Origin of the sequence: Trichocoleus sp. FACHB-591, assembly GCF_014695845.1 — a bacterium.
Lineage (GTDB): Bacteria > Cyanobacteriota > Cyanobacteriia > FACHB-46 > FACHB-46 > Trichocoleus.
In genome coordinates this window covers 82,915-101,075 of the sequence record NZ_JACJPA010000094.1, presented here as the reverse complement: position 1 = coordinate 101,075, position 18,161 = coordinate 82,915, and the positions used below count along the sequence as shown (strand labels likewise).

The window sequence follows — 18,161 nt, the reverse complement described above, 5'->3', positions numbered from 1 at the left end:
AGATTAACCTACTGCAATGCCTCGCTCGACTTGACGTTCCCGAATGCGTTCTAAGCTACCGACTGGAATCGCTGCAATCAACTGACGAGTATAAGGTTGTTTCGGTTCGCGGTAGATCGCCTCCGCTGGGCCAATTTCTTCAATCTTGCCGCGATTCATCACCATGATGCGATCGCTCATAAACTTCACCACACTCAAGTCATGAGAGATAAAGATGTAGGTGAGGCCAAATTCACCTTGCAGTTCTTTGAGTAGGTTTAGGACTTGGGCTTGCACCGATACGTCTAGCGCAGAAACCGATTCATCGCAAATAATGAACTTGGGGTTTAGAGCCAACGCTCGCGCGATCGCAATCCGTTGCCGTTGTCCACCCGAAAATTCGTGAGGATAACGGTGCATTAATTGTGGATCTAAGCCGACCCGCTCTAGTAGGTAAGCGGCTCTTTCCCGGTTCTGCCGCTGATTGCCCCGACGATGGATTTTGAGTGGTTCCATTACCGCTGCCCCAACCGTCATACGCGGGTCCAGCGAACCAAAGGGATTTTGGAAAATAATCTGCATTTCTTGCCGCAGTTGCCGCAAGGCTTGACCTTCCAGGCTGTGGGCAGGTCGCCCTTCAAATAGAATTTGGCCTTGGGTAGGCTCGATCAAGCGCAACAAGGTGCGGGCCAGGGTGGTTTTGCCACAACCCGATTCTCCCACCAAGCCCAGGGTTTCCCCCGGATAAACATCAAAGGAGATACCATTCACAGCCATGACGTAGCGCTTGGTTTCTCCCCAAACTCCTCGCACAGGGAATGCGACTTGTAAGTCCCGCACCGATAACAAGGGAGATTGCTGTTGCAGCTCGGTGAGCCGATGGTCTAGGTCAAAATCACTCATCTCGGCCGCGTTCCGCACCGCTTGGAACATATCCGTTGGCTTTTCTTGGATGACAGTCTCGCCGCTAGGAGTGGTAACTACTTCCATAAAGTCGGAGACTGTGGGGAGTAATTGCAAACGGCGATCGGGTCTGGGGCGACAAGTGAGTAAGCTCTTGGTATAGGGATGCTGGGGGCTAGAAAAAATCTGCCAGACCGAGCCATACTCTACGATTTTGCCTTGATACATCACCGCCACCGTGTCGGCAATATCCGCAATCACGCCCAAGTCGTGGGTGATGAACATGATGGACATGTTGCGGCGATCGCGCAGTTCCCGCAGCAAATCTAGAATGGTGGCTTGCACCGTGACATCTAGGGCCGTGGTAGGTTCATCGGCAATCAACAAGCTGGGGTTGCAGCTAATCGCCATCGCAATCATCACTCGCTGAATCTGACCGCCAGAGAGTTCGTGAGGGTAGCGGTCTAAGATGCTTTGCTTTTGCTGATTAATATGACGATTTAGCTCAGCTTCACTCGAGGGATGTGCTAACTCACTTTGAGGCAGTTCTTCTAAGTAACGCTGCTTCAGTTCTTCGTCGCTGGGCAAAAGTTTGACTTCTTGCAAGAGGGCGATCGCTTGCCGCCGAGCTTCTGCCTCAGAAATGTTTTGGTGCAGACGGATGGCTTCGGTGAGCTGAAATCCACAGGTATAGACTGGATTTAGCGAACTCATCGGTTCCTGGAAAATCATGGAAATTTGGTTGCCCCGATAGGTGCGGCGATGGCTGGGTGGCACCTTGACCAAATCGATCGCCCCTGTATCGCTCTCTGCCCCTTGGAACCAAAGTTCGCCACCTGCCACTCTACCCGGTGAAGGCACCAACCCCATCACTGCTAGAGACGTGACCGATTTGCCTGACCCTGACTCTCCCACAATCCCTAGGGTTTGTCCGCGTTTAACCTCAAAGGAAATTCCATCTACTGCTTTAATCAACCGTTCATCGGTCTGAAACTGAACGTGCAAGTTGCGAACGTCGAGGATGGTGTCAGTCATGGAGTCGTAGGCCACAGGCTCACTGAATCTAAATGAAAATTAGCTGCATCATAACAACACTGAGGAAGGGATGGTGACAGTTGGTCTGGTTTTTTAGTAGGTCGTCAGTACAACTCGTAAGTTTTGCAGTAACTCTTCTGAGGTGTAAGGCTTGGGTAAAAAGCTCTTGACGTTGTTGCTATTGGCAAACTCAGTCATCGGGCAATGAGAAATCAGCCCGCTGACGCCAATAATCTTGACTTGAGGATTGATCTTTTGCAGCGTCCGAATCGTGGTGGGGCCATCCATCGACGGCATCATCATATCGACGAGCACCACATTAATTTCGCTTTGGTGACGTACATATATGGCGATCGCTTCTACTCCATCTTTGGCAGTTAAAACCTTATAACCGTAGTACTCCAGGGAAGTTTTGGTGACCTCACAAATCGCATCCTCGTCATCCACTACCAGCACGACTTCACCATGTCCAGCTTTGAGTTCGTCGTACTCAGTTGCGTCCGGTTTGAGGTCATAAGTTTGGGCGATCGGCAAGTACAACTTAAACTCTGTGCCTTGACCAACTCGACTCTGAACTTGGACAAACCCACCGTGACCTTTCACAATTCCCACAACGGTTGATAACCCTAGTCCTGTGCCTTGACCCACCTCTTTCGTGGTGAAAAAAGGTTCAAACACGCGATCAATGATGGCGGGAGGAATCCCAGTTCCCGTGTCAGTTACGGTAATGAGAACGTAAGGCCCCACTTTGGCATCAATATTGAGCTGGGCGTATTCTTCATCTAGCCAGATATTAGTAGCCGCAATCTTTAAGGTGCCTCCATTGGGCATGGCATCGCGGGCATTGACGCAGAGGTTGAGCAGGGCTTGATGCAGTTGAGTCGTGTCGCCAGATACCATCCAGAGGTTTGGGTCTACCTCGACTTCAACTTCAATCCATCTAGGAAAGGTTTCTTGAGTAATTTGTCTGATTTCCGTAATGAGGTGAGACATTTGCAAGGTAATGCGCTTACCTTCTACGCCCCTCGCAAACAGCAGCACTTGCTTGACCAGAGCAGCGGCTCGCTTGGTGCTAGCTTCCATTGTTTTTAGCAATTGCTGCTTTTTAGCTTCTGGCAGCTTTGTCGGCATGAGGAGCAGTTGGGCCGACGACAGAATAGGAGTAAGCAAGTTGTTGAGGTCGTGAGCAATGCCGCTGGCTAAAGTACCAATGCTTTCCATCCGCTGGGCTCGGAGGGCTTGAGACTCCAATTGTTTTTTGGCAGTGACATCTAGCAACATAGCAATCACGCCCGTCACTTCACCTTGTGCATTGCGGAGTGGGGCGGCAGAGAGGTTGAGTTCTAGGAAGGAACCATCTCGCTTTTGGCGACTTACCTCTACGCCTGTAAAAGATTCTCCTTGGAACACCCGTTGCCGAAATGTCCGAAATTCTCCTTGCTTAGCCGTAGGCACGATGGGCAAAATTTCGCCCAAAACTTCTGATTCGCTCCAGTCAAAAATTTCTTGGGCGGCTGGGTTCCACACTTGCACTCGTCCTTCCGGATCAAGCACGACGATCGCCAAAGGAGATGCTTGGATCAGTGCTTGGAGCATCTGACTGGTTTCACGCAACGTTTCTTCGTGGCGCTTGCGATCGCTAATATCTACAATGAACCCTGCCATCTGGATTGCCTGACCATCGCTGTCAGCAAAGAAATAACCCTTGCTCTCGACTGTGATGTAAGTACCGTCTTGGCGAGCAACCCGAAATTCTTGGTGAAAGGGCTGTTTCGTAACAATGACGCGATCGATTTCTGCGTGAAAGCGGCTACGGTCTTCAGGATGGATGAGAGTGACCCAGCGATCGAGCCCACCTGCCATTTCCTCTGGCGAGTAGCCCAAGATAGCAGTTAAGTTGCCGCCGTAAGTGACTTCGTGGGTCTGCGAATTCCAGTCAAAGAGAATTTGCCCACTGGCTTGAATGATCGCTTCGTAACGATTTTTCCACTCGGCCAACTCAGCGGTATGATGACGCAAATCTGCTTCGATCCGTTTGCGCTCAACCACTTCCTGCTCTAACTGTAGATTCTGGGCTTGCAACTGCTTCGTTAAGTTCCGCAAGTTGAGATGCAACTTCACCCGTGCCAACACTTCTTCGTGTTGTAGTGGCTTGGTGATGTAATCGACCGCTCCTAAATTTAGACCTTTGACTTTATCGATGGTCTCGGTCAGGGCCGTCATAAAGATGACCGGAATGTCTTGGGTGGCGTAGTTCAACTTCAACCGACGGCAAGTTTCAAAACCGTCAATTTCTGGCATCAGTACATCGAGCAAGATTAAATCGGGAGAGGCATACTCAGCGGTTTGCAAAGCACTTTCGCCATCCTCAGCGATTAAGACTTGAAACCCAGTATCGGCCAGAAAATCGAATAAAACTCCCAAATTAGCGGGGATGTCATCCACGATCAAGATCACGCCCGACGCGGTAGTATCAACGTTCATGGATGCCTCTTGTTCATACTCTTGGATGAACGCTTGAATGGGTTAGGCTTGGCCTGCTCGGACCAATGGAGCTGAGAGGAAAGAAGAACCAATGGAATAATTGCACCAGTGCTAAATTTTGATGGAGACTGACAAAATATGGGATTTGCACCATAACAACACTGTGCCCAAGGCAACAGACCGCCACCCAAAGAGTAGCAATTCTATATCTACCTCTATAGGATGACAAACCCCTCAATAAAGCGTCTCTTGTGCAACCTTTATTTACGAGTCTCAGTACCTTCTAGTATCAGTTTAACGATTCAGCTATAGGAGCGATCGCCGCTATCGTCAGGCTGGTTGGAGTCAAGCTGCTGTCACTAGGCTGTTGTTGCCGATCTTGATGTAAGGAATCTTTAACTGTGAAGTCTGAGAGCGACTCACGCAATCAAAAAGTAGAGTTACGGCGACTTTTGTTGCAACAGCGACAAGCGATCAAAACTCAGGATTGGCGAGCCAAGAGCGATCGCCTATGTCTCCAAATACAAGCAGCTTCTCTATTTGCTAAAGCCCAAACTATCTTGGCTTACTTCAGTTTTCGCCAAGAACCAGATTTGATGCCTTTAATCAATCAGGCTAGCGATCGCGTTTGGGGCTTTCCGCGCTGTGTCGGTAAGTCTCTGTTCTGGCATGCTTGGTCCGCTACCAGCAATTTGCCTTTGCAGTCGGGAGCTTATGGAATTAAAGAGCCTCATCCCGACTGCCCCGCTCTAGAACCTGAGCAAGTTGATTTGATTTTGGTCCCTGCGGTGGCTTGCGATCGCCAAGGGTATCGGCTTGGTTATGGCGGTGGTTTTTACGATCGCCTGCTGAGTGACCCAGCCTGGGCTGCCAAACCTACGATTGGCATTGTGTTCGAGTTTGCTCGCTTACCAAACTTACCCGTTGATGCTTGGGACCAGCCTCTATCAGCGGTTTGCACAGAAGCTGGCCTGTTTGAGGTGCCAGGGATACCAGGAGTCTAACCCCTGATATCTTCTGGCTTGTTAGTTGGCATTGCTTAAACTGCGATGCAACTGCTCGCGGGCTTCAGCAAGGGCTTCAGGTAGTTTGCTGGCATCTCGCCCGCCTGCCTGCGCTAGGTTAGGTCGGCCACCACCACCACCGCCACAGAGTTTGGCGATCGCGCCAATAAATTTACCTGCCTGCAAACCAGACTTGACTACGGCAGGGCTAAACGCGGCTACCAAACTGATTTTGTCTAGTTCAGGCACCGAAGCTAGCACGACTGCACCCTCACCAAGTTTCTGCGCTAAGCGCTCTGCCGCAGTCTTCAGCGATTCCGGATCTACACCTTCTAGTTGCGCCACCAAGAGCTTGAAGGTACCTACAGATTCAGCTTGGCCCAGCAATTGATCTGATTTGGCGAGCGCCAGTTCAGCCTTAGCAGTTTCCAGTTGCTTCTGGGTGTTTTTCAGTTCATTCTGCAAACTGGTGACACGATCGGTGAGTTCTTCTGGCTTGGCTTTGAAGCGATCGCTCAGATCCCGCACCACGCGATCGCGGACATTCAAATAGTCCAATACGGAAGGGCCAGCTACCGCCTCAATCCGCCGCACGCCTGAGGCAACCCCCGTTTCCGAAATGATTTTGAACACGCCAATTTCTGCGGTGTTGCTGACGTGGGTACCGCCACACAATTCCATCGAGACGCCAGGAAAATCCAGCACCCGCACTTGATCGCCGTACTTCTCGCCAAACATCGCGATCGCCCCTTTGGCTTTGGCTTCAGCGATGGGTACCACCTCAATTTGAGCTGTATGAGCCTCAGCCACCCAGAGGTTGACTTGCTCCTCGACTTGTTGCACTTCCTCTGAAGTCAGAGGGCGAGGGCAGTTGAAGTCAAAGCGCAAGCGGTCGAAGGCCACCAGGGAACCTGCTTGAGAAATCGAGTCATCCACCAATTTCCTCAACGCAGCTTGCAATAAATGGGTGGCGGAGTGGTTGGCTTGGGCGCGTCGCCGACAAGCTTGGTCAATTTGCGCCGTGACCGTACCGCCTACTTGCAGCGTGCCTCGTTCAATCCGCCCGAAGTGGACAAAGAAATCTGATTCTTTCTTCACATCATGGACGCGCACGAGCACTGCATCCCCCGAAAGATAGCCGCGATCGCCTACCTGACCCCCAGATTCCGCGTAGAAAGGCGTTTTGTCTAAAATGATCTGGACTTCGGTTCCTGCTTCTGCGGCTTCGGCAGATTTGCCATCGACTAGCAATACGGCAACTTGAGCCGTGGCCGAGCGTTCCACATAGCCGAGAAACTCGGTAGCGTGAACATGCTCAGCCAGAGTGTCCAGAGAGCCTTGAACAGTCAGGTCAATGGTTTGGTGAGCTTCACGAGAGCGATCGCGTTGCTTCTCCATCTCCGCCTCAAACCCTTCTAGATCGACAGTGAGGTTTTTCTCCTCAGCAATCTCTTGGGTGAGTTCGACTGGGAAACCATAGGTGTCGTAGAGCTTGAAGGCATCAGGGCCAGAAACTTGAGTTTTCTCCCGCTCCAAAATTTCTGCCAGCAACTTTTCGCCGCGATCGAGGGTTTTGAGGAATTGAGCTTCTTCTCGCTGTAACTCTGCCTTGATGCTGTTTTCCTTCAGCCGCACATTCGGATAGGCGGCCTCTGCCAAGGCGATCGCAGCTTCTGCGACTCGTGTGGTAAATTCACCTTCAATGCCAATCAGTCGGCCATGTCGCACTACCCGCCGAATCAAGCGCCGCAGCACATAGCCTCGGCCGATATTAGAGGCCGTAATGCCATCCGTGCTCATGTGGACAACTGACCGGACGTGATCCCCGATTACCTTCAGCGAGACTTTGGTAGACTCGTCAGCCTGAGCGTAGTCAATCCCCGCGATTTCTGCGGCGGCTTGAATAATGGGGAAAATTAAATCGGTTTCGTAGTTGTTCGGGACTTGCTGAAGGATTTGAGCCATTCGTTCTAGGCCCAACCCGGTATCAATGTTCTGGTTTTGCAGTGGGGTCAGTTTGCCTTCGGCATCCCGGTTGTACTGCATGAACACCAAGTTGTAGAACTCAATGAACCGGGTGTCGTCCTCAAGGTCAATATGAGCGTCGCCTTTTTCTGGGTGGAAGTCGTAGTAAATCTCGGAGCAAGGTCCGCAAGGTCCGGTGGGGCCAGAAACCCAGAAGTTGTCCTTCTCACCCATACGCTGAATCCGATGCGCCGGAATGCCGATTTTGTCCCGCCACAGCGCAAACGCTTCATCGTCTTCCTCAAACACACTCACGACTAAGCGCTCTGGAGGCAGTCCGAATACCTCAGTCGCCAGTTCCCAGGCCCAAGCGATCGCTTGCTCTTTGAAATAATCGCCAAAGCTAAAGTTGCCCAACATTTCAAAGAAAGTGTGGTGGCGGGCGGTCCGACCCACGTTCTCAATATCATTAGTGCGGATACACTTTTGAGATGTTGTCGCTCTGGGGAATTCCGGCGATCGCTGTCCTAGAAAAATTGGCTTAAAGGGCAACATACCCGCGATCGTCAGCAGCACCGTCGGATCTTCGGGAACCAACGAGGCACTCGGTAGTATCTGATGGCCTCTGGCTGCATAAAAATCAAGAAACTTTTGCCGAATTTGAGTGCCGCTGAGGGGGGTAAACATGGAACCTTTTTAAAGCGAATTCAGACTGAACAATGACCTCTCATCTATGATGCCGCATGATTCGCCAACTCTAGGCTTTGGTAGCATCAAGATTCTCAAGAGGAATGTTGTGAGCATGAAACCCAACTACACCTGATCATTTGTCTTCCCCGGGAAATATACGGCTTCAGCTTAGGCTGAAGCCCTAACCTATCAAGGGGATCAGTAATTCAACTGCTGGTTGCGGATGGTCGTTAATGGTAGGTGTAGATAGTTTCAGCCTGAGTATACTCAATAACACTTAGAGGTGGGATGCCACTCCTAAGGCGGATTTGCGAGATCTAGGCGTTAACAGCAGTAGCAAAGTCTTGGATTTGCTAAGGTTACGGCCTTGATTTTTTCACTAGGCTTCTAAAACGCCAATGACTGCTTCGATCCTGATAGTTGGAGAAAATTATTTTCTAGCCGCCCTGCTAGATCGGGTTGGCGATTTGGCAGACTGCACCATCGAAACAGCAACGAGCGCCAACGAGGCAATTCCGCTGATTCAGGCTCAGCAGCCCGATTTGCTAATCTTACAGGCTAGTTCCGACAGCCTCTATTTATGCCAGCAAATTAAGGAACAGTCTCGGCTGGCCTGGATTTATTGTCTGTTGCTCGCAGATGATGCCCCAAGGCTGAGTGAGGCCGTTTCCCAAATTTCTAGTCAAGCGGTGGAGTGTTCGGCAGAGGCCTTAGAACGAGGAGCCGATGCTTACTTAGTGATGAATTTGAGTGTTCAGCATGGCAGCCTGGTTGTCGCAGAATTGTCGGCGAGACAAAATCATCTCCTCCAAGCTCAAGTCCAAGCGGGATTGCGAGTGGTACGAAATCATCGAGAGCTGATGCGGGCCAATGATTTACTGTCAGCGATCGCCCTTTCCGACCCCCTGACTGAACTCAATAACCGCCGAGCGTTGGAGTGGGAGTTGCCACGCCAAATCCAGAACGCCCGAACTCGCACGTTGCCTTTGAGCTTGGTGATGTTGGACGTGGATTATTTCAAAGCGATCAATGACACCTACGGACATTTGGTGGGCGATCGCATGCTCAAGCTGCTTTCGGCTCGCCTGCGGCATAATCTCCGCTTCTATGACACCCCTTTTCGTTACGGCGGCGAAGAATTCGTCATTATTTTGAGCAACACCGATGGTCATGAAGCCCCTATCGTGGGGCAACGCATTTGCCGTCTGATTAGTGAGCAAACTTTTAGAATTGACCCAACCTTAGAAATCCACGCCACGATTAGCGCTGGTATTGCTTCCTTAGAAGCAGAAGATGACTCTAAAGGCATTAGTTTGCTGCGACGGGCCGATCAAAATTTGTTGCGAGCAAAATCTGAGGGTAGAAACCGAGCGATCAGCAGTGCTCCAGATTGCTCTCGATCGCTGGCTTCAGATTCAGCTCCTTCGGTTTAACGTAGTTATCACCCACTTCTGCATCACCCAGCTCAGCGCCATCTTAAGTGAGTAACTTAAACTTTGGGAGCTTGAGCCTTAAGAATTTCTGTAGATACACCGCGAAATTCAGTAAGTGAGCCAAAAGAGTAGCTGAATCTGATAATCTCAAGGGATTTCGGCTTGTTTTCGGCTCGATCAAACAGCTCAAAGGCGCTAATTCAAGGCGGTGTGGGCCTGATTTCGGGCGGAGGAGTTCCTGATCAAATTAGACTTAATTTATAAAAAATACTGGGAATACTGACAGAGACGCTGACTCAGTTGTAAGGATAGCGATCGCTCAATGGCCAAGAGGTTAGAGGTTAAACGCTCATGGGGCAACTGAATAACACTCCATCAGAACCGCTCCGCGACCCATTAGCAAGCGCGGAAGCAGGAGAGCCACAGACGGAGCAGACGCTCAAGGCCGTGTCGCAGGACCTGAAGCGCCTGCATCAAGACTTAATTGTGCAGTTTGCTCAAGATATCGCCCGCCTTCAGGCCGAGAAATCTCACTTAATCGAAGATATTGATCAACTGCGCGACCAACACCAGCAGTTGAAAGCTGACAGTCACGAGGTGTTAGGTCAGCGGCAATTTGTTCAGCAGCAGACTTGGGCTAAGCAACTAGCGCAGGCGATCGCGGACCATTGGCAAATCTTTTTGAGGCAGCGACTCAACCAGTCAACTGCTCCAGTTCGTCAGCCTTGGGGACAGGCAACCAACGCTAACCCGTTGAGCCAAGGCAGCCTTGCAACCAATGATGAGATTTCCCAACTGCTGCTGCCTTTAGAGAAAGCCTTTAGCACCACCTTCAAAACTTTGCAGCAGGAGCTAGACAGCCACCAAAGCTGGCTATCACAACAGTTGAACCGGGTGGACAGCCCAGAACAGCAAGGAGAAATCATTTTATCTGCGCTAGTTCAGCGCCTACGGGAGCAACTCCAGGCAGGAGAAAACAGCTCTGCTCAACTATTATCAGGCGATCGCTTCATGCCGTCTTTAGATGCCACTTCAGAAGGGCGATCGCTGACTCAATCTTCGCAAGCCATTAATCTGCCCTTCGAGCCTAGATCGAGTTCCAAGTCAGAACCTCCCTTAACTGCACCGCTACCCAGTGCTCAGGGTGCTCAGGAGCCTCCCACCGTTTCCCCTCAGGTGAAGCCCCAAGCCAAGCGCCCCTCTCAAGTGCAGGTGGGTTTAATTCTAGTGTTGCTCTCATCTGTGGCGTTATCGTTCCATAACGTCGTGGTCAAAGTCCTGTTTAGGTCTCACGAGGTCCTTGGTTTAGGTCAGATCGGTGGCGTAATTATGCCAGGGCTGGGCAACTCGTTACTAATCTTGTGGATGCGGATGTTGATTGTTGTGCCTTTACTGGCTCTACTGGCACCCGTGCTGTATCCCCCCATGTGGCGTGACATTAAACGGTTTTTGCTAGCACCCGATCGGCGGCCTTTGAGGAATGTTGTGGGGAGTGGGGGGTTTTTGTTTCTGTCGCAAGTGCTGATCTACACGGCTCTGGCTCAAATTGCGGCTGGCACTGCGATCACCATTTTCTTTATCTATCCCACCATTACCGTGTTGCTCGCCTGGAAAATCTTTGGCGATCGCCCCACTGTATTTCGCTTAGTGGTCATGGCAGTGATTTGCTCTGGCGGTGTTTTAGCCTTACCCCAAGTTACAGGCCCCGCAACCGGTAATCTCTGGCTAGGAAGCGTTGCCGCTGCCGCCTCTGGATTTGCCTTTGCTGGCTATGTGATTTTGACTGGGTTGTGTACCCGTATGCTAAATCCGGTCCCTGTCAGCCTGATTCAATTCGTCACAATTTTTGTTCTCTCCAGCGTCGTTTTGATGTTCCCGGCTCAAGCTCTGACTGTCAAGATTCAGCCAGCTATGTGGCCTGGTTTCATGCTGGGCTGTTTAGTTTTAGGCGCCGCTACTCTGCTGGGCTACCTCTTTACTAACATTGGTATTCGCTTAATTGGTGCCGCTCCTGCCTCGATTATTAGTGCCACAGGGCCCGCATTCACCGCGATCCTCGCTTGGTTGATTATTCAAGACCAACTGGAAAGCCGCCAGTGGTTTGGCGTGCTGTTAGTCACCCTAGGAGTAGCAGGTTTGAATTTAGAACGGTTGCGAGGACAGCTGAAACCGAAGTCGAGCTAGTAGAATGCTTGGCATATAGCCTGGATCTTCGGAGTTCATGTTGCATCAAGCATTCCTACCGCTAGCCCTCACGAGTGGACTGGCGCTTTATTTAGCCTGGAACCTAGGAGCCAACGATGTAGCCAATTCAATGGGTACTTCCGTGGGTTCAAAAGCTGTCACGCTGCGGCAAGCGCTGGTGATTGCAGGCATTTTGGAGTTTACAGGCGCGGTTTTGTTTGGGCGTAAGGTTGCTGGAACTCTAGCAACAGGGGTAGTAAACCCAGAATTATTTGCGACGCAGCCCCAAGTTTTAGTCGCAGGGATGGTGGCAGTTTTACTCAGTTGCGGTCTGTGGTTGCAAATCGCTACGAGCTTAAGTTTGCCTGTGTCTTCCTCCCATGCGGTGGTTGGAGCTTTAGCAGGCTTTGGTTGGGTTGCGGTTGGGTCGCAAGCAGTAGACTGGCAAGCCATTGGTTTAATTTCTTTGACTTGGGTGATTACACCGCTGATTAGTGGAGCGATCGCCGCCTCGTTCTATGGTTTGGTGAAGCGTTGGATTCTCGATCAACCCAATGCGATGCAGAGCTTATATGAATGGATTCCTTGGTTGAGTGCGGCTTTGTTCAGTGTGTTTGGGGTGATTGTGTTGCCATCCCTGAGCCAACCCATTCAGCAGTTTTTCTCGATTCAGTTGGGGGTGACGCTACCCCAGCACGATATTCCATTGCTGCTAGGCGCGATCGCCACGATGGGATTAACCTGGGTGAGTTGGCAACAACTCGCTGAGCGTGGGCAGCAGGATGATGTGAGCAATCCGGTAGAGCGGCAACTTGGGCAATTTCAAGTGTTGAGTGCTTGCTTTGTCGCTTTTGCTCACGGCTCTAATGATGTGGGAAATGCCGTCGCTCCTTTAGCTGCGATCGCTTATATCCAGCAAACGGGTACAGTCCCGACTGAAGATTTTGGCGTTCCTATTTGGATTTTGATTCTAGGTGGCGCAGGCATTGTGGGAGGGTTGGCCGTTTGGGGCAAAAAAGTAATTGCCACGATTGGTGAGGGCATCACAGCTTTGCAGCCGAGTGGAGGATTTTGTGCTGAACTCGCCACTGCGGCAACCGTTCTGTTGGCATCTCGTGCTGGTTTGCCTGTCTCTACCTCTCATGCCCTGGTTGGGGGAGTGGTCGGCGTTGGTTTAGTGAAAAGCTGGCGAGCTGTGAAATTCGCCACCTTACGGGAGATTGGTCTTGCCTGGTTAGTCACCATTCCCATTGCAGCGGTGCTGTCAGCCCTAATCTTTGCTGGCATTCGCCTGCTGTGGTTATAAAAGCGATCGCTTCAGTGCAACCGATCCGGCTGACCAAAACATGGGATTGTCCGCAATCAAAACGCTGCTCCTGCTGCCCAGGCTACAGTTGACTAATAACCTATCTGCGTACTTGCTCACCTAACCACTGAAGATAGGCTGGGGAACCTGCCACGATCGGCAAGGCAATAATTTCTGGCACGTCGTAGGAATGCACTTCCTGAACCTTAGCGACCAAAGCTGCAAATTGCGCTAAATCTGTTTTGATGAAAAGTTGCCATTCTTGGTCTTTGTGGACTTGCCCCTGCCAGGTGTAAATCGAGTGGATAGGGGTGAAACTGACACAGGCCGCTAGCTTCGCTGTAATCAAAGCTTCTGCGATCGCCTCTGCTTCGACTTGGGAGGTGGCTGTCACTAAAACAACTCCATAGCCATCGGTCGCCTCTAGTTCCATACTTGACCTCCCACTCAACTTCTGATTTAACTTTCGATTTGACTTCAGGCAGACGTAGCCCGCTGCGTTTCTACTTTAGACTGAGCGGACATCAATGAACTGAGCGCTACTTCAGGCGCTTTTTGGTCATGGTTAGAAAGATTTTGCTGTGGTGGATTTGGGCGGGGTTTGTCGTTTATACCATCCGCTTGGCCCCGCTCGATCAGCCTGATACTTGGGCGATCGCCCGCAAGTTGTTCACGCTCCAGTGGGCAGACTTGAATACTTATCTGGTGGTGATCTTCTGGCTCATGGGAGTGTGGCCCATGATCTACGCTTGTCTGATGTTTGCTGATGGTCGGATGCAATCGATCCCGGCGTGGCCTTACTTTCTCGGATCCAATGGGACAGGGGTGCTGTGTTTGCTGCCCTATTTAGGATTGCGGCAGCCGAATCAAGAGTTTCCTGGGCCTAAAGATGCCTGGCTGCGAACGTTAGATTCTCGCTTTATGGGAATTGGTTTAACGGTTTGCGCGATCGCTTTGATTGCCTATGCGCTGCTAGTAGGAGATTGGGGAAACTTTGTACAGGAATGGCAAACGAGGTCTTTTGTACACTTGATCGCCATTGATTTTTGCCTGATGTGCCTGATCTTTCCGCTCTCGATCTTGTTGAACGATGACATGGCGCGTCGGGGTCTGCATAACCCACAACTTTTTTGGCTAGCCGCTCTGGTACCTCTGTTTGGGCCTTTGCTCTACCTCTGTCTGCGGCCTCCCCTGCCAGAATTAGACCTGACATCATCGCCTCTCGCACCACCAACCGCAGACGTTACTTACGACTCAACTCACGGCTGATTCTTGGCCCCCAATCCAGAGGCGCACAAGCGATAAGCTCAGAATGATCAAAAACAGAACTAGCCCAATTGTGCAGGCGTAGCTCATCTCTAAGTCTTGAAAGGCTTGCTCGTAGAGGTAATACACAATTGTTTTAGAGCTATTGCGGGGTCCTCCTTGAGTCATGATGTAAATTTCTTCAAAGACTTTAGTTGCTGAGATTGAAGAAATCACTGCCACGAGAAATAAGTAGGGCTGCATCAAGGGAACCGTGATATCCCAATGTTTTTTGATGCCATCGGAGCCATCGATCGCGGCGGCTTCATACAAGTCTGCCGGAATCGATTGCAGACCCGCCAGATAAATCACCATGTAGTAGCCCAGCCCTTTCCAAATCGTCACTGCCATGACGCTAAACAGGGCAAATCGAGGACTGGTTAACCAAGGAATGCCTTCTGCCATCCCCAACGCCTTGAGAAATTGATTCAGCAGGCCATTGTCGGCGTATAGCCAACGCCAAGCAATCCCAGCCACGACCATCGAGATGACGACAGGTGTATAGAAAGCCACCCGAAACCAACGAATGCCGCGCAGCTTTTGGTTAACTAAAATCGCTAAACCGAGAGGTGCTATGACTAAAATTGGCACCACGCATACTAAGTAAAGCACTGTATTGCGGAGCGTTTGCCAAAACACCGGATCGGCCCAGAGACGCTCTAGGTTGCTGAATCCAGCCCATTGAGGAGTTTGGGTGAGGTCGTACTCGAAGCGGGTGAAACTGAGGTAAAACGCCTGTAGCGCAGGCCAAAAAACTGTTAGAGCCAAGACAATCAGCGCTGGCAACAGAAATAAGTAAGGAGTGAGCTGTTGTCTGAGAAAAACGCCATCTTTAGAAATTAATTTCTGCATTGCGGCTCAGAGGATGCGGCGAGAGAAATGGGAAGAACAGGAATGGTGCTCTGACTTTCATTATCGGTTCTGCCTGTCACTGCCAATCAAGGTTGAGCCCGAAAACTGTTGGTAATGTTGGTGCGAATTCTTTGTAGCTCTGCTTGGCTGACATCCCGACTGCTGACCAAGACTAAGACGCGATCGCCCAACTCGGAGCAAATCATAAATACCGAAATATTTAACTTGGAATTGACATCGCCGTAAGTTAGGGTGCCGTCTGAGGCAACGCGCACAAAGCGCTGAGCTAGCAAAAATTGTCGGGTTCTACTCAAACAGGCAGTTTGGGTAGTCACTCTTGAGGGCAACCATTCCGACCAAGCTCCTCCTAGCCCACCTGCGGTTCCGGGAGCGGCCAAGAACAGATTTATATTGCTTCCCAACAAAGCTGCGATCGCCCAACTTGTTCGTAAAGACAAAGTGCAGGCCAGGGAAATGTAGGACTTGAGCGATCGTTGAGTCCAGCGAATTAGTAAATTATGTCTCAGACGAAGCGAAGTCATCAATTTGCGGTTGACTATTTTGTGAAAAGCTTACTGCTTAGGTGCTTCTGTCTTAGAAGCCAATGCGGCAGTTGGAGTACTAGTGGCAACCCAACGACTAGCGATCGGCATCCGCCATCCGGTACCAAAAGCGCGATCGGTAATCTTGATCCCCGGAGGAGCTTGGCGGCGCTTGAACTCAGACCTTGTCACCATTTTGACCACGCGATCGACCACGGCAGCATCATGACCAGCCGCCACGATCGCATCGGGAGGTTGGTGCTCATGAATAAAGCGATCGAGAATGTCGTCGAGAATGTCGTAGGGCGGTAAAGAATCTTGGTCTACTTGTCCTGGCTTGAGTTCGGCGCTGGGCGGTTTGGTGAGGATGTGAGTCGGAATCAGTTCGGATTTTGGATTTTGAATTTTGGACGTGAGACTAGAAAATTGATGAGCTTCACAAGGAGAGTTCAGCCATTCACAGAGGGCGTAAACGCAGGTTTTGGGCACATCTGCGATCGCGGCCAATCCACCGTTCATATCGCCGTAAAGGGTGCAGTAGCCCACCGCCATTTCGGATTTGTTGCCCGTCGAGAGCAGCAGATGACCGAATTTATTGGCGATCGCCATCAACAAGTTGCCCCGAATCCGAGACTGGATATTTTCTTCGGCAATGCCAGGATCAGTGCCAGCAAATAAGTCTGCCAATCCTTGATCGTAATCCTGCATTAAATTCCCGATCGGCAGCGTATGAGTTTTGATCCCCAGTTTTTCGGCTAAGTCTAAGGCATCCGTAATGGAATGCTCGGAACTATGGGGTGAGGGCATCAGCACACCAAAAACATTTTCTGGCCCTAAGGCTTCTGCTGCGATCGCCGCTACTAAAGAGGAGTCAATGCCACCGCTCAGACCCAATACCACCTGCGAAAAGCCACACTTGCGGGCATAGTCCTGAACTCCTAGGACAAGAGCAGACCAAATTTCTGCCATTTCCGAACTGGGGTGAGGGGCGATCGCAGCAGGAGAAGCATCCAGCGCTCTTAAATCTTGCTGTTCTGGGTCATACTCCAGTAACACTAGGTCACTAGAGAATCCCTGAGCCTGGGCAATTAGCTGTCCTTGACGATTCAGTGAAAAGCTATTGCCATCAAAAATTAAGTCATCATTGCCACCGACTTGATTGACATAAATAATCGGCTGCTGATAGCGAGTGGCGCTATGTTGCAACATGGCTTGGCGGATTTTGCGTTTGCCGACGCTGTAGGGGGAAGCAGAGAGGTTAATGGTGAAAGCTACGCCTGTTTGGGCTAAATCGGCGATCGGGTTGGTCGTGTAGCTGCGCTTGCCCCAAAATTCTTCATCATTCCAGAGGTCTTCGCAAATAGTCACGCCCACATGCAGGGAGTCCAGGTGAAAGTGATTGATTTGGCGACCTGGCTCGAAGTAGCGGTCCTCATCAAACACGTCGTAAGTAGGTAACAGCCGTTTGTGAAAAATCTGGCGTACCTGTTGCTGCTCTAAAAGCGCGGTGCTATTGAATAACGGTTTGCCACCTTCTTCGAGCGATCGCTCATTCCACTCCACCGTCCCCACTAAAGCGGCTAATCTGGGTGGTAGCTCCTGGGCCAACTGCCGCAACACTCGTTGCATTGTTTCTAGAAAGCTGGGATCTAACAGCAAGTCACGGGGTGGGTAGCCACACAACGACAGTTCTGGGGTCAGGAGTAAACGCGCACCTTGGGCCGCTGCTTGTTGGGCTGCTGCCAGAATCCGCTGAGCGTTCCCGGTCAAATCGCCAATGGTGGGATTAAGTTGAGCGATCGCAATTTTCATCTACAGATTGCTGAAATCTTTTGGAGCTGAGCTGTTTTCAGTTTAAATGAGTTGCCAGATTAGTTCTGGTTCAGGGTGATCAGATCGAGGCGTAACTTGGCTTCAGCTTATCCGCACTACAGTTGCGATGTATATAGTGTGGTATTTGGTTCGCTTCTCCCCAAATAGGCAATGGAACTCAACCGTTTGCTCTACGAAAAATCAGTTCCTGACAAAGGTCATTTGATTATCCCATTTGTCTTTGGCATGGTGGACAAAGCTTACATCTACTCCTATAGCCTGCTAGCGGAGGTAGGACACAAAAGCGAATTCCACCAAGCAGAAAATCCAGCTCAGATGTACTCTAGTCACCTAGATGAAATCATTCGCATTGCTCAAGAGCATTTAGCCCAAAACTCTCTGTATGAAAGCAGCCCAGAGAGCTTTAAGCATCGCTATACCTACTGCCATAACTTGATTATTGTCTCTGAAATGGCAGGTAAATATTTCTACGATCACTATCCTCCCAACCGACTCAAGAACATCGCTGCTCCCAGAATCTTTTCTAGTGAATCTGAGTGCATCAGCTGGGTGAAACAAGGTTTAGATCAGTCTCGATCCACACCCAAACCAGAACTCACCACAGAAATTGTAGAGCCTGGTTTGTCACCACCTGATTAATATTTGA

13 protein-coding genes are annotated in these 18,161 nt (G+C 50.6%); 6 read left to right on the top strand and 7 right to left on the bottom strand.

Features of this window, described 5'->3' with window-relative positions; translation table 11 throughout:
• Positions 1 to 3 precede the first annotated feature (3 nt).
• Both H6F90_RS17515 and H6F90_RS17510 read right to left on the bottom strand, forming a co-directional pair.
• Positions 4 to 1,917, bottom strand: coding sequence for an ABC transporter ATP-binding protein (locus H6F90_RS17515; protein ID WP_190553612.1), 1,914 nt, complete (start codon positions 1,915 to 1,917; stop codon positions 4 to 6).
• A 93-nt stretch (positions 1,918 to 2,010) separates the two neighbouring features.
• Positions 2,011 to 4,401: a response regulator gene (locus tag H6F90_RS17510; protein WP_190553611.1), complete on the bottom strand. Its 2,391-nt coding sequence runs from the start codon at positions 4,399 to 4,401 to the stop codon at positions 2,011 to 2,013.
• Positions 4,402 to 4,802: 401 nt separating this feature from the next.
• On the opposite strand from H6F90_RS17510, the gene H6F90_RS17505 reads away from it, so the two are divergent.
• A complete protein-coding gene (locus H6F90_RS17505) occupies positions 4,803 to 5,405 on the top strand; it encodes a 5-formyltetrahydrofolate cyclo-ligase (protein WP_190553610.1) in 603 nt (200 codons plus the stop codon).
• A 21-nt stretch (positions 5,406 to 5,426) separates the two neighbouring features.
• Here H6F90_RS17505 and alaS read toward each other — a convergent pair whose 3' ends face one another.
• Positions 5,427 to 8,057 carry an alanine--tRNA ligase gene (gene alaS / locus H6F90_RS17500; RefSeq protein ID WP_190553609.1) on the bottom strand — a complete coding sequence of 877 codons (2,631 nt, stop codon included), beginning with the start codon at positions 8,055 to 8,057 and terminating at the stop codon, positions 5,427 to 5,429.
• Positions 8,058 to 8,458: 401 nt separating this feature from the next.
• On the opposite strand from alaS, the gene H6F90_RS17495 reads away from it, so the two are divergent.
• From H6F90_RS17495 to H6F90_RS17485, 3 genes are all read left to right on the top strand, one after another.
• Positions 8,459 to 9,493 (top strand): diguanylate cyclase, encoded by a 1,035-nt coding sequence (locus H6F90_RS17495; protein WP_190553608.1) that lies wholly within the window; start codon positions 8,459 to 8,461, stop codon positions 9,491 to 9,493.
• A gap of 351 nt (positions 9,494 to 9,844) precedes the next feature.
• A complete protein-coding gene (locus tag H6F90_RS17490) occupies positions 9,845 to 11,677 on the top strand; it encodes an EamA family transporter (protein ID WP_190553607.1) in 1,833 nt (610 codons plus the stop codon).
• 37 nt (positions 11,678 to 11,714) lie between these two features.
• Complete coding sequence (locus H6F90_RS17485) at positions 11,715 to 12,983, top strand: inorganic phosphate transporter (RefSeq protein WP_190553606.1); 1,269 nt, start codon at positions 11,715 to 11,717, stop codon at positions 12,981 to 12,983.
• Between the two features lie 100 nt (positions 12,984 to 13,083).
• On the opposite strand, the gene cutA is transcribed toward H6F90_RS17485, so the two are convergent.
• Positions 13,084 to 13,416, bottom strand: coding sequence for a divalent-cation tolerance protein CutA (gene cutA, locus H6F90_RS17480; protein WP_190553605.1), 333 nt, complete (start codon positions 13,414 to 13,416; stop codon positions 13,084 to 13,086).
• Between the two features lie 128 nt (positions 13,417 to 13,544).
• Between cutA and H6F90_RS17475 the strand changes: the two genes are divergently transcribed.
• Entirely contained in the window at positions 13,545 to 14,252 is a 708-nt protein-coding gene (locus H6F90_RS17475) for a DUF2834 domain-containing protein (RefSeq protein WP_190553604.1), read from the top strand.
• Here H6F90_RS17475 and H6F90_RS17470 read toward each other — a convergent pair.
• The 3 genes from H6F90_RS17470 to H6F90_RS17460 form a co-directional block, all read right to left on the bottom strand.
• Positions 14,238 to 15,140 carry a carbohydrate ABC transporter permease gene (locus tag H6F90_RS17470; RefSeq protein ID WP_190553603.1) on the bottom strand — a complete coding sequence of 301 codons (903 nt, stop codon included), beginning with the start codon at positions 15,138 to 15,140 and terminating at the stop codon, positions 14,238 to 14,240. The two genes, H6F90_RS17475 and H6F90_RS17470, sit on opposite strands and share 15 nt — an antisense overlap.
• An 86-nt stretch (positions 15,141 to 15,226) precedes the next feature.
• Positions 15,227 to 15,682 carry a hypothetical protein gene (locus H6F90_RS17465; protein ID WP_190553602.1) on the bottom strand — a complete coding sequence of 152 codons (456 nt, stop codon included), beginning with the start codon at positions 15,680 to 15,682 and terminating at the stop codon, positions 15,227 to 15,229.
• A 30-nt stretch (positions 15,683 to 15,712) separates the two neighbouring features.
• Complete coding sequence (locus tag H6F90_RS17460) at positions 15,713 to 17,494, bottom strand: NAD+ synthase (RefSeq protein ID WP_190553601.1); 1,782 nt, start codon at positions 17,492 to 17,494, stop codon at positions 15,713 to 15,715.
• Positions 17,495 to 17,665: 171 nt separating this feature from the next.
• Between H6F90_RS17460 and H6F90_RS17455 the strand changes: the two genes are divergently transcribed.
• Positions 17,666 to 18,154 (top strand): hypothetical protein, encoded by a 489-nt coding sequence (locus tag H6F90_RS17455; RefSeq protein WP_199295990.1) that lies wholly within the window; start codon positions 17,666 to 17,668, stop codon positions 18,152 to 18,154.
• The last annotated feature ends 7 nt before the right edge of the window (positions 18,155 to 18,161 follow it).